General features: G+C 42.5%; 11 protein-coding genes and 3 pseudogenes. 6 read left to right on the top strand and 8 right to left on the bottom strand.

Going from position 1 to position 11,897, the window contains the following annotated elements:
• On the top strand, window positions 1–228 hold a 228-nt coding region (locus tag C7H79_RS15280; RefSeq protein ID WP_147383629.1), incomplete at its 5' end, for a Rieske 2Fe-2S domain-containing protein.
• Between the two features lie 337 nt (window positions 229–565).
• Here C7H79_RS15280 and C7H79_RS15275 read toward each other — a convergent pair.
• Both C7H79_RS15275 and C7H79_RS19705 read right to left on the bottom strand, forming a co-directional pair.
• Window positions 566–1,740 (bottom strand): annotated as a pseudogene (locus C7H79_RS15275) (IS3 family transposase).
• A 68-nt stretch (window positions 1,741–1,808) separates the two neighbouring features.
• Window positions 1,809–2,396: pseudogene (locus C7H79_RS19705) on the bottom strand (IS30 family transposase); the annotation flags it as partial.
• Window positions 2,397–2,586: 190 nt separating this feature from the next.
• Here C7H79_RS19705 and C7H79_RS18115 point away from each other — a divergent pair.
• The 3 genes from C7H79_RS18115 to C7H79_RS18105 all read left to right on the top strand — a co-directional run bounded on the left by C7H79_RS18115 (window position 2,587) and on the right by C7H79_RS18105 (window position 3,848).
• Complete coding sequence (locus C7H79_RS18115) at window positions 2,587–2,742, top strand: hypothetical protein (protein WP_172592471.1); 156 nt, start codon at window positions 2,587–2,589, stop codon at window positions 2,740–2,742.
• Window positions 2,743–2,905: 163 nt separating this feature from the next.
• Window positions 2,906–3,058, top strand: coding sequence for a hypothetical protein (locus tag C7H79_RS18110; protein ID WP_172592470.1), 153 nt, complete (start codon window positions 2,906–2,908; stop codon window positions 3,056–3,058).
• 631 nt (window positions 3,059–3,689) lie between these two features.
• Window positions 3,690–3,848 carry a hypothetical protein gene (locus C7H79_RS18105; RefSeq protein ID WP_172592469.1) on the top strand — a complete coding sequence of 53 codons (159 nt, stop codon included), beginning with the start codon at window positions 3,690–3,692 and terminating at the stop codon, window positions 3,846–3,848.
• Window positions 3,849–4,822: 974 nt separating this feature from the next.
• On the opposite strand, the pseudogene C7H79_RS19545 reads toward C7H79_RS18105, so the two are convergent.
• The 4 genes and pseudogenes from C7H79_RS19545 to C7H79_RS19085 form a co-directional block, all read right to left on the bottom strand.
• A pseudogene (locus C7H79_RS19545) lies at window positions 4,823–4,912 on the bottom strand (hypothetical protein); the annotation flags it as partial.
• Between the two features lie 11 nt (window positions 4,913–4,923).
• Entirely contained in the window at window positions 4,924–5,016 is a 93-nt protein-coding gene (locus C7H79_RS19540) for a DUF6496 domain-containing protein (RefSeq protein ID WP_374058021.1), read from the bottom strand.
• Window positions 5,017–5,140: 124 nt separating this feature from the next.
• Window positions 5,141–5,269, bottom strand: coding sequence for a hypothetical protein (locus tag C7H79_RS19090; protein ID WP_242447327.1), 129 nt, complete (start codon window positions 5,267–5,269; stop codon window positions 5,141–5,143).
• 10 nt (window positions 5,270–5,279) lie between these two features.
• Window positions 5,280–5,390: a hypothetical protein gene (locus C7H79_RS19085; protein WP_242447328.1), complete on the bottom strand. Its 111-nt coding sequence runs from the start codon at window positions 5,388–5,390 to the stop codon at window positions 5,280–5,282.
• A 1,012-nt stretch (window positions 5,391–6,402) separates the two neighbouring features.
• Between C7H79_RS19085 and C7H79_RS15245 the strand changes: the two genes are divergently transcribed.
• Window positions 6,403–10,470 (top strand): CheR family methyltransferase, encoded by a 4,068-nt coding sequence (locus tag C7H79_RS15245; protein WP_106708141.1) that lies wholly within the window; start codon window positions 6,403–6,405, stop codon window positions 10,468–10,470.
• 90 nt (window positions 10,471–10,560) lie between these two features.
• Window positions 10,561–10,746, top strand: a complete 186-nt coding sequence (locus C7H79_RS17745) for an IS6 family transposase (RefSeq protein WP_147383628.1) — start codon at window positions 10,561–10,563, stop codon at window positions 10,744–10,746.
• A gap of 475 nt (window positions 10,747–11,221) precedes the next feature.
• Here C7H79_RS17745 and C7H79_RS15235 read toward each other — a convergent pair whose 3' ends face one another.
• Together C7H79_RS15235 and C7H79_RS19535 are read right to left on the bottom strand one after the other, a co-directional pair.
• The gene (locus tag C7H79_RS15235; RefSeq protein WP_197714655.1) at window positions 11,222–11,446 is read right to left on the bottom strand and encodes a hypothetical protein; all 225 of its coding nucleotides are present in this window, start codon (window positions 11,444–11,446) and stop codon (window positions 11,222–11,224) included.
• Window positions 11,447–11,726: 280 nt separating this feature from the next.
• Window positions 11,727–11,849 (bottom strand): hypothetical protein, encoded by a 123-nt coding sequence (locus tag C7H79_RS19535; protein ID WP_374058020.1) that lies wholly within the window; start codon window positions 11,847–11,849, stop codon window positions 11,727–11,729.
• Window positions 11,850–11,897: the final 48 nt, after the last annotated feature.

Raw genomic sequence — 11,897 nt, 5'->3', positions numbered from 1 at the left:
TGTCAAGGAGCAATTGTTCAGGAGGGAATTCACAAGTTAGCAGTATATCGAGATCAGGACGGCAAACTACATAAAGTTTCCGCTATTTGCACACACTTGGGATGTATTGTTCATTTCAATCCAGTAGAACGTTCTTGGGATTGTCCCTGTCATGGCTCAAGGTTTGATACTAATGGAAAAATATTGCATGGCCCAGCTCCTTCGCCTTTAACAATTATTGATTCGTAAATGCAGAATCGCGAGAGTCTGTTGGTAATTTCCGGTAACCTATTTAATAATATAGTCAGTCCAGTTATATTTGGCTCAGCGACCACCCATAATACGAATTTACGAGGCCCATCTTGATGCTTAACGAGGAGTTTATGTGGAATCTGAAGAATTTGTTTAGCTTCAAGTATCCGTTTATAACAAGCGCACCTTCCATATGACGATAGATGTAATGCTGAGTTGGATGCGGGTTGATTGTTAGTGGAGAGACATGCAGAACGGATTTGGGAAGTTGGAACTCCATCTACAAAGAATTTAACTCGTGTGATGTGTGCTGTCAAAAATGGAGTCCATCGGTTTAAGCACCAAGCAAGTTTGCATAGTATTGCTGCGTAAATTGTGCTGGTGACAAATAGCCCAGCCTGTTCTGTTTTCTCTGTCGGTTATAGAAGATTTCTATATATTCGGTAATCTCCTGAATGGCTTGTTGCCGTGTTTTGAGTCTTCTATGATGCACCAGCTCGGTTTTAAGTATCCCCAGAAGCTTTCCATCGGTGCATTATCATAGCAATCACCCTTACGACTCATGGAAGCGATCATGCCAAATTGTTGCAATACATTCTGGTAATCATGTGCACAGTATTGGCTTGCCGCGATCTGAGTGAGCAATAAGTCCTTTATCCGGACGCTTTCTCGCTGTTGCACGAAATAATGCCTGTATAACCATGCTCCTGGTCATTCTCTCATTCATGGCATAGCCTACCAGTTCTCCATTAAACAGATCCTTCACACCAGCCAAATACAACCAACCTTCATCCGTAGGAATGTAAGTGATGTCACTGACCCACACTTTATCAGGTGCGTTAACAGCAAATTCCCGGTTCAGAATATTGGGCGCAACCGGTAAATGATGTTTTGAATCGGTGGTCGCCTTGAATTTCAGTTTTTGCTTACAAAGCAAGTTCAATTTCTTGCGCAATGTTCTAACGCGGTATGGCGTGGTTTGTACTCCGTGATCCGCCAAGTCATGATGCAAGCGCTCGGAACTGTAGGTCTCCCGTGTACGTTGGTGTGCGGCCAGTATTTCTATTTCCAGTCTTGTATTCTCCTGCTTACGTTTACAGACCGGGCGAGTCCTTTGGACATGAAAGCCGCTCTCGGAAAGATCAAATGCCCGGCACATGAGCGCAATCGGATATCTTTGTCGCATCGATTCAATCAGACCGTATCTCACCGCCGAATTTATCAAATGAGCTTCGCGAAATACGTCGCACACTTTTTTATAAAGTCACGCTCCACCTTCACTTCTGCTAATTCTCGTTTAACTCTGGATAGCTCTAATTCAATTTCAGGCCGATGCTTGCCAACCAATGCGAGGTCTCCTCGTTTGTCAGCATAAACCCAATTCTTTAGTGTGCCTTTCGGTAAAGACAGTCGTTTTGCTGCCTCAACCAAAGTTAATCCACTTTCTTTGAAAAACTTAACTGATTGCTCCCTAAATTCCTGGCTATATTGTGCGCGGGGTAATTCCATCTCCATCCTCCATTTCATGTTCTCATTTTATGAAACTTCGGACTCCATGAAAATAAGCATACCTCATTGCGTGGTCGATGGTTGAGTCTATCCACCGCCCACCGCTGTTCTCATTCAAGCCACGCTCCCATGAATGGTAGGGATGGGCGAAATAAACATCCGCATCGAGTTCCGCCGAGATGGTTTGATGCTCCGCAAACTCTTTCCCGTTGTCGAATGTCATGGTGTAGCACTTGCCTTTGTGGGGGCGTAGTAGCCGCGTTACTGCCGCTGTCACACCCGACGCAGGATTGTCGAAAACTTGGGCTGCCAGAATGTAGCGCGACTTCCTTTCGGCCAATGTCACCAATGCGCCGGTAGTTCTTGCCGATCACGGTGTCGCACTCCCAGTCGCCTATGCGACTCTTCTGTTCCACGATCACCGGACGTTCGTCAATGCCAATCCGGTTCTTGATGGTGCCTCGACGCTCGTCCCGTAATTCCTGAGCCTGCTTGGGATGCCAACCACGTCGACCCTTGTTCCGTCTGAATTCCCGAGAAATCGTCGACTTGTGGACGCCCACTTCATCCGCAATTTGCGATTGGTTCAGACCTGCCTTCTTCAAGCCAGAAATCTGGTATCGTTGTTCTCTGGTGAGCTGTTTGTAGTGATTCATCTGTGCTCCTTTTACTTGGTCGTTTAAGTAGCTCCGATACTACCGCAGCTTGCCTATAAACTTCCTTACAAAAGTTGCACTTCAAAGTTGAATCCGCCTCTTTTAATAAATGCGAACGTTAGTAAACGCACATACATAATCGATTTATTAAAACAGTATAGCTTTCCTTTCCAAAAAATAGGAGAAAGTCATGCTAAACCGTGAAATTAATTTTGAACTCGAGTTTACTGAATCTAATTATCATTTTGATAACCCAATTCTTGCTGAGGAAATGCCAATAATCGAAGCCCATGCTGAAGAATATTTCACTTTGAACGATGGTATGTTTCATATTGAAGATTTATAAATCATGTCAATATTAAGCCAAGCCCAAGACTTTTTATCATTCTAATCATTAGAAAGTTTCTTAAATATATTGCGATTTAACATGGTTTTGTGAGCAATCGAACTGATTTAATTATTTAATCCTCCACAATCTGTTTTCTTTTCAAAAAAAACAGGAGTGTATTATGTCTACTGAAAGAAATAATGTTGATAATACAGAAAATGAAAATGTTGAAAATTCACGACCAAATAAAAAAAATATTACTGTAACCATGATATTTGCTGTACTACTAGCATTTTCATTTATGGCATTAGGAATATGGTGGTTTACAATGTAGATACTTTATACGTTAATTAATTTGTCTTTAAAACCGCCCAGGTGGCGGTTTTTTATTATCATACTCTACTATCTCGAATTCTAATTCTTCCGCCCCAGGCTCAGCGTTTCCAAGATGCCGTCATGCGCCTCAAGGCATCGATTTCTTCGTGCTTTATATCTTCATTTCAATTTAATTTCATTAATAGACAAGACTTAGTAAACATTTTGCTAAGCCGAAGTCAACTTTGTCAAAGCTACAAATTCGGAGGTTGTCAGACTGCGGGACATGGCAGAAAAGATCGGCAGAATCGAAGAAAAATTGAAGAAAGCTCAGCAGGAAGGGTCATATGGATCGGAAAGTGAATGAAGCTCGTTTATTCGCACACAAGGACGGTACATGGAAGCAAGGCTTACAAATGCCCTGAGTGTGGATACTTAGTTAGTATTTAACGCCCAATCATTGCTCAAACGAGGTGGTGATTTGCATGGCGATGATTAAGCAGCGATAAAACTTACGGTATATGAAAAAACCTTAGACATGTTTCACGAAATGCTGTCTCAATTGGCGAGCGTGATCTACAGGCTGCAAGCACTGCGAGAGATCAATTGGGCGTGCTTGGAAAAATGTAAAGGTAAAGGTCAAGCGCCAAATGAAGATATTCGCCGCCAGTGCAGCCGATGGAAAACCCATAAAAGCCGCTCGGTATCACCTTGAAGCTAAAGCTTGGGATTTAATTGCAAAAGCTCTATCGACCTCAAGAATTCCGAGCGAAATGCTCTCTCGAGCACTGGATCCCGTAAACGACTAAGATCCTGGAAGATGATGGCAAGCTTTATGCTTTCCCTTCAAAAGCCACAAAGCGTCTAAGTGATTCAATAATTGCGGAAGCTATCAATTACGTTTCACGGATCAAGTTATTTATGATCAATGAATAGTTTCTTCTTGATATGCCAAGCCGCAGAACGTATCTTAATTGGCTGATTGATTTCACAGAAAACTATGAAATTAATTCTGTAATTTTATTCGGAACTCTAAAGACGCAACCCTCAGGATTGCCTTCTACAATCACACTATGCTGGATTGAGAACGGCGTGATCAGTACAGAACGGCTGATGGTGTTTAAATGAATTTCATCATTTAAACTTTAAAAACTATTGTGTTTGGAATCTCTACGATTTTGCTAATTGATGGTAAAGACATTCAAATAGCAACACGCCTGGATTATCAAATTCAACGTGAAATGAAATAAACAGATGTGGCCACCAAGGGTTTCTACGTCTTGGCGGCCACGGAGATACTATGCAATTTACTTAACGGCCCAGAGTCAAAAACCTTTATTGGATTAAAAAGGATTTTACATGGATATCTATCAAAAATACCTTGAGTACATATCAAATCCAGACGGAAAAAAAACGTAGCAGATTTTCTAAAAAAGTGGAAGCCAACGGGGGAAAAGATTCTAAATGAATTAGAATCGAACAACCTTATAACAGTAGATGAAAACAATACAATCCATTTAACTGATATACGTAAAGTAATAATATCAACCTGATACTCAAATAGAGACTGTGATGAAACAAGATATTATGTAAATATGCAGGGATGCCGGCATAACCGATGAAGATTTTTCACTGAGATGAGACTATGCTTCGCGTCATATGTTGCGGCCCCACTAGATGAAAAATAAAACAAAAAAGTCTCCAGTAATATCTGGGCGATTCAATTGCATTTTTTCGTAAAGATTCATGCTAAGACTTTTTGCTTTTGGTCGACTTATTAGCACTAGTTTTTTTTCGCTGGCATTTTTTTTGTCGCCATTTTTCCCCTATCAGCTTCATGCACAGCGATAGCTATTGGTTGCTTTCGGCTTTTAACTTTTCCTCCTACCCTTTTTTCCCACTTTTCAAAGTGCCATTTTTATACTCATGCATGACCTTTTTTACTTTCTTCTGCTGAGCAGATGATCGTTTTGGCATAATTTATTTCCTCCATGAATTTCGATAAAAAGAGGTGAATTATAAAATTAACCATTAATAATTTCGCCACTATTCGGATGAAGTACTTGACCTGTAATGTAACTAGCATCATCGCTCGCAAGAATTAAGAAGCAGGCAGCCACTTCATTGGCATACCTGCTCGTTGCATAGGTGAATCGCTACCAAATTCTGATACTTTTTCTTTATCAAAAGATGAAGCAATAAGCGGAGTCCATATCGGGCCAGGCGCCACTGCATTAACTCTAATTCCTTTTTTTTACAAGATTATTAGCTAAGCTTTTTGTGAATGAAACTATTGCCCCTTTAGTAGCTGAATAATCAATTAAAACTGCACTACCTCGATATGCAGTCACAGAAGTTATTATTAATGATGCACGCACCTTTTGTTAAACATTGAATGGTATATTTGGTCGTCCAAAAATAAGAAAAGAAATTTGTATTAAATGTTTTCAAAAGCTGATCAGTTGAAATTTCTTAATCGAATCTACTTCCCAATGTAGGGCCGCATTGTTACCGAGAATATCTAATTTAATAAATAAGCACTTACGTCCATAAGCTTCAACCTCCGACTGAGTTTGTTGGGCATCTTTATCTTCGCTTAAATATACAATTGCTATATCTGCTCCTTCTTGGGCAAAAAGTTATGCAATTGCTTTGCCAATTCCACTATCGCCGCCACTTATTAAACAAACTTTTTTTGCCAACTTCCCTTTATCATCATATTTCTTTGGAGCTGTTTCTGAGGGTGGAATCAATTTACTTTCTTGACCTGGGCGTTCTTGCGTTGGAGTCGGTCAAATCTATTCTTTTGAATTATTTTCCATAATGAATGATAAATTTTTTAGAAACTTCTAATATCAACATTTTCTTTACTAATTATTTATAAATCTGTGTGGTACTTAACATATTTTATTTATTTTTTTATAATATCCTGTTAGATAGTTTGGTAATGAAATATAAGATACTTTTAGTGCAGGAGGATTTCATGTTACACAAGACCATCTGAGTCGTAGAGCCGGTAACCGGACAAGTTTTAGGCAATACTGGAATCGTATTTACGTGGACGGGAAGATAACGGGGTCGATATAGCAAGATAATCTCATATACATAAAACAGTATCAGAGCTTCAAGTGATTGATTTCATATAAACTAGCAATTAAATCCTACATTAAATAAGATGGCTTACAGGCTGTAATATTTTGGAAGAAGCAAAAGATTCATTGCTTTCTCAGGTATATAATCAGAATCTAAGAGTTTAGGATTGGCGTTACCTTATTAACAGTATCGGATCGTGTTGGAATTTCATCATGCGACATCTTTCAAAGTTAGACATACAATTTTCACATATCCTATTTTCGGAAAACTTTGAACAAAGAAATCGAAGAAACTACGCCCTCTGAAGATAACTCGCAATCTGTTAACCCCTTTACAGACCATGGGCTTCCGGATGCAGAGATCAAAGAGGATAGCGCTCTCGGACTTAAATCATCTACTTTTCCGATAGTAGGTGTAGGCGCCTCTGCGGGAGGAGTAGATGCTTTGCAGCGTTTATTCAAGTCGCTTCCTTCTGACCACAGCATTGCTTATGTGGTGGTTGTGCACTTGTCGCCGAAGTTTCCTAGCCAACTGGCCGATATACTAGCAAAGAGCACGTCTCTGTCAGTAGTTCAGGTTACCAGCGATATAGCGATTGAAACCAATACCATCTATATAATCTCGCCCAATAATTTTTTGACGTTAAGCGACGGATTGCTACGTATCCAGCAAATTCCACAGCCCAGGCCGCTGTTGAAATCAATTGACCACCTTTTCGTATCCCTTGCGGCAGAACTTCAGGAAAAATCCATCTGTATTGTCCTGACCGGTGGAGATCATGATGGCACTATCGGTCTAAAAGCCATTAAAGCGGCGGGGGGAATGGCGATGGCTCAGCTGCCTGAGACGGCTCAGCATCCAGACATGCCAAAGAGTGCCATTCACACCGGTCTGGTCGACTACGTTTTGCCCATCGAACAAATGGGCGAAAAACTCATTCATTATATTGACCAGACGGGTTTCTGGAGGTTTGAGACTCCCTTGGCGCCGGAGAAAGAAAGCCAAAAAATGGGTCATATCTTGAATCTCATAGGTACGCACGGCGGCGGAGATTTTCGAGGGTACAAGCCAGGTATGCTCATGCGTCGCACTAAACGCCGAATGGCATTGCACGGATTGAGTGAACTGGATGGCTATCTCGAATACCTGAAAAAGAACCCAAATGAAGTATTAGCGCTGGGTGCGGATTTCTTAATCAAGGTTACCGAATTTTTCCGCGAACCCGCGGCTTGGCAAGCGCTCCAACAATTAGTCCTACCGAAGATAATAGAGAATATCGCACCTGGCCGGCCACTGCGGATATGGGTTGCGGGTTGCGCAACTGGCGAAGAAGCTTATAGCATGGCTATCACTATGCTGGAATTCTTGAGTATAAGAAAGGTGAATATCAAACTGAACATCATCGGGTCCGATTTGGATCTGCGGTCACTTAAGGTTGCTCGCTCTGGCAGTTACCCTGAAAGTATTAAGACGGTACTGAAGCCTGAGCTGTTGGCGCGCTACTTTGTTCGAGAATCTGATGGTCGTTTCAAAGTACGGAAGTTGCTACGGGAATCGGTCATGTTTTCACATCACAACTTCTTGGTCGATCCTCCATTTTCCCAGATGGACCTAATCAGTTGCCGTAATTTGCTGATTTATATACAACCTGAGATACAGGACAAAATCCTAAGGATGTTTCATTTTGCACTAAATCCGGCCGGCTATCTATTTCTTGGTAAATCCGAAACTATCGGGGAACATCACGAACTCTTCGTGCCTATGAATAAGCAGCACCGCATTTATCGCAATGTGCCTACAGAACGCAAAATTCCACTCAAGCTCCCGCTGGTGGTAGATGCAATGACGACGCGCCTCCAGAATCAGCCGACCGAGCGCACGGTGCGCGTGGAGCACGCAGAACTTGTGCGAGAACTACTCTTGAGACAGCGCTCCGCCACAGCTGTACTCATCGACGGGGATAATCAGATTTTATATTTCTATGGTCACACTCAGAATTTGATGTGGCAGCCTGAAGGTGCTACAACGCGCAATCTGCTCTCGATGGTATCGGATGAAATGCGCATCGCGCTACGCGCGGTAATTCATTCAGTTCGCAATGAAGACAAGAAGGGAGAGATCATCCTTCCTGGGGCATCAGGGGAGAACAAACAACTGCGTATCCGGGGCATTAAAGCTGGAGATGAGAGTGCAGGGCTCGTACTCATTACGTTCGAATACGAAACGCTCCGTGAGGAGCCTAACCAGGCGATCGCCGATGCTGATTCGTGGGCCAAGCGGCAGCTCGAAGACGACTTGCGCACAACAAGGATCGACCTGGAAACCTCAATTCAGTCACTGGAAACGAGCAATGTCGAGCTTCGCATTGCCAATGAAGAGGCAATGTCCCTGAATGAAGAGTTTCAGTCCGCCAACGAAGAACTTGAGACATCCAAAGAAGAGTTGCAATCGGTCAATGAAGAATTGAACACCGTTAATATTGATATGGAGCGAACAGTAAATGAACTGCGCACAGCTAACGACGATCTCTCCAACTTACTAGCTGGCAGCGATCTCCCCACGCTATTCTTGGATCAAGACTTTCGTATAAAGCGATTTACGCCCGCCTCCAGTCGACTTTTCAGCCTGCTTCCCACGGATATCGGCCGTCCCATCGGGGATTTCTCCATGCGGATGGAACAGCAGGATCTTATTGCTGTGGCAAAAAAAGTCCAGAATTCACACTCGGTCATCGAAGATGAAGTATATACGGCTGATGGTCATTACTTTCTACGCCGGATTTTACCTTATCGGATAGAAGATCGTGTCGAAGGTGTAGTCGTGACGTTTATTCCTATTGATGCACTTAAACGGGCAGAAGAGGAATTGAGAGTAAGTGAAAAGCAATTCCGTGTATTAGCCGATACAGCCCCGGTATTAATCTGGATCAGTGGCATCAATGCTCAGATGGAATTTGTCAATCGGCGCTTCATCGACCTAACAGGAAAGAAAATCGCTGAAATTTTAGGTATCGGTTGGCATAATATTATTCATCCAGATGATCTGTCTGCCTATCTTGCGGCATGCTCTTGTGCTGAAAGCGCCAAAATCGGATACGAGTATGAACTGAGGCTTCACAAGGCGGACGGCACCTATCACTGGATGCAATTTGTCGGAGAACCGAGATTCGAGAACGAGAAATTACTCGGCTTTATCGGCTCTACCGTTGACATTCAGTACCATAGGGATGCAGAAGAGCAGCTTCGTCACGCCGATCGGCGCAAGGATGAGTTTCTCGCCATCTTGGGTCACGAGCTTCGCAACCCGCTTTCTCCCATACGGAATGCAGCTGAAGTTCTTCAGCATATCGATTCTAAGGACAAGAATCTTTCATGGGCCACGGATATCATTATCAGGCAGGTAGAACATATGACCCGCCTGGTCGAGGATCTGCTGGATATTTCCCGACTAACACAGGGTAAGCTGGCGCTGCAAAAAGAATCGGTGGATATGGCATTGATCGTTCATCAAACTCTGCAATCAATAAAGGGATTGATTGATGAACGCAATCATGAGCTAACCGTTGAAATCAAGGATGAGCCATTGTTTGTCAATGGAGACCCTATTCGTTTGACGCAAATACTGGAGAATTTGTTATCCAATGCCATTAAATTCACGGAAAATGGTGGTAAGATTTTTTTGAATGCTCATCGCGAAGGCGACGAACTAGTTTTATCGGTGATAGATAGTGGAATTGGTATATCTCAAAAGAAATTGTCGAGCATTTTTGAACTTTTTATGCAGGAAGAACGTGCTATCAAAAAATCGAGCAGCGGTCTCGGTGTTGGTCTGTCCTTAGTGTCTCAGCTCGTATCTTTGCATGGTGGCACCATCACCGCATCAAGCAAGGGAGAAGGTCAGGGCAGCCAGTTTGTCCTACATCTACCTCTGATCGATATTACTCCCAATACTCAACTGAAGGATACTTCGTGCGAGTCCGGCACGGAAAGTATACTTATCGTCGACGATAATAAGGATGTTGCTGATTCCCTGGCGTTAATGATGACCGCCTACGGATATAAGGTGCGCATCGCGTATGATTACGAGAGTGCACTGCGCGAAGTAGCTTTATGTGTGCCTGATTTTGCTCTACTTGATTTAAGTATACCCGAACCTAACGGGCTTAAGCTGGCAAGGCGATTTAAGCAAATGACCAAGAAAATTAATTTGATTGCGTTTAGCGGATATGGACATTCTGAAGATATCGAACTAAGCAAAAAAGCGGGATTCTCACATTATCTTGTAAAGCCTTCCTCCTTCATGGAAATTCACAAGCTAATCAGGTCAATAAAAAATTAAGATAGTCTACTTCAACTGGTTCTGTCGCATTAAGCAAACTGACCTCATAGTCTTGTAGACTATCATGATTGAGATAAATGGTGAGATTACATGCTTGATGTGAAAGGAATGCGGTTTCCGCTTGAGATAATTCTGGTTTGTGTCCGCTGGTACGCAGCATACCCGTTAAGTTGCCGGCGCCTGGAAGAAATGATAGAGGAGAGTGCTGTTACGGTTGACCATTCTACAGTGAGCCGTTGGTCGATCCGGTTTCTATCATTGGGTTATTCTGCATAAAGGTACATAACGCACCGCATAAGAATTACTAATCGCCTGAATTTTAATGAAAAACGATTATTCTTCAACCCCTAAAATCTAGTTGTTTTTTACACTTAAATTTGGAAGTTCCAAAAAAGATGATATTGATTCATTTTCAATAACATGGCAGAAATACTATGGCGCGTTACGTACCTTTATGCAGAATAACCCATCTTTATACATGCCATACTCATCTTTATCGATATAGCTCATAATTACCTCCGTTTTGTAGAAAGAAGCAGAACTATAGACATCATGAGAAAAATTATCTGTACGACATCCTACATAAGCAAATAGACGTGATGAAATCTGTTGCAGGGGTAAGAACAGAAAAATTTAATGATTCACTCGAGCTTTCTGCAGCAAGATGGTTCCATCTGCATAAAGGTACCAAAAGTCCCATAGGATTTGTTTATTTTTGAGAAGTTATCAGCATGCTCGGTTCTGAGCTGTTTTATGCAGTCTGGCGGGAAATATCGGTAAAAAGAGGTGCGTCCACAATATGGCGCTGGTCGATCACATCGCCAACGAAAGGGTAGTTCTCGGTATCTTTGAGTAAAGTCTCGGCGTGCTTCATGGTCTGTTTATTCATGGCTTTTGGTCTTCCACCGCAACGACCACGTTTATTCACACGATTGCAAAACACAAATGCTGATCCTGCACAAGGTGTCTGTTCCAAAGACTATTGCACCACCATCGACAAGCCATCAATACCTCGGCCCATATCAACATGCTCGGAGAGTACGATTTCTCAGATGAAAAACTTAAAGATTCCGTCGGAATTCTTCACCTGAAATCAGCCACCTAAAACATTAATCAATTCGGGAGAACCAAAAAAGCCAAAAAAGCTGTAGCATCAAATCAATGTCCAAATCTCTATGGGACTTCTGGGACCTTTATGCAGAATAACCCAAGCATAATCGACCTTGCTAGTCTTGCACTACTCAGTAGCGACGCAATCAACGGACAGGGGAATTACCCTGCCGCAAATGGCAGGCGCGCACAAGTTGCAAAGACTCTATGCGTGCTAAATCGGCCAACTTCTCGGGCACATCCTTGTGTTCTGCTAGGCTACGGGACATTTCCGCCGGTTTGACTTATCATCAAATCAATGTCTAAATCTCGATGAA

Source organism: Nitrosomonas supralitoralis (genome assembly GCF_003011925.2).
In the GTDB taxonomy this organism is placed as follows: domain Bacteria; phylum Pseudomonadota; class Gammaproteobacteria; order Burkholderiales; family Nitrosomonadaceae; genus Nitrosomonas; species Nitrosomonas supralitoralis.
This window is presented reverse-complemented; position numbering and strand designations above follow the sequence as displayed.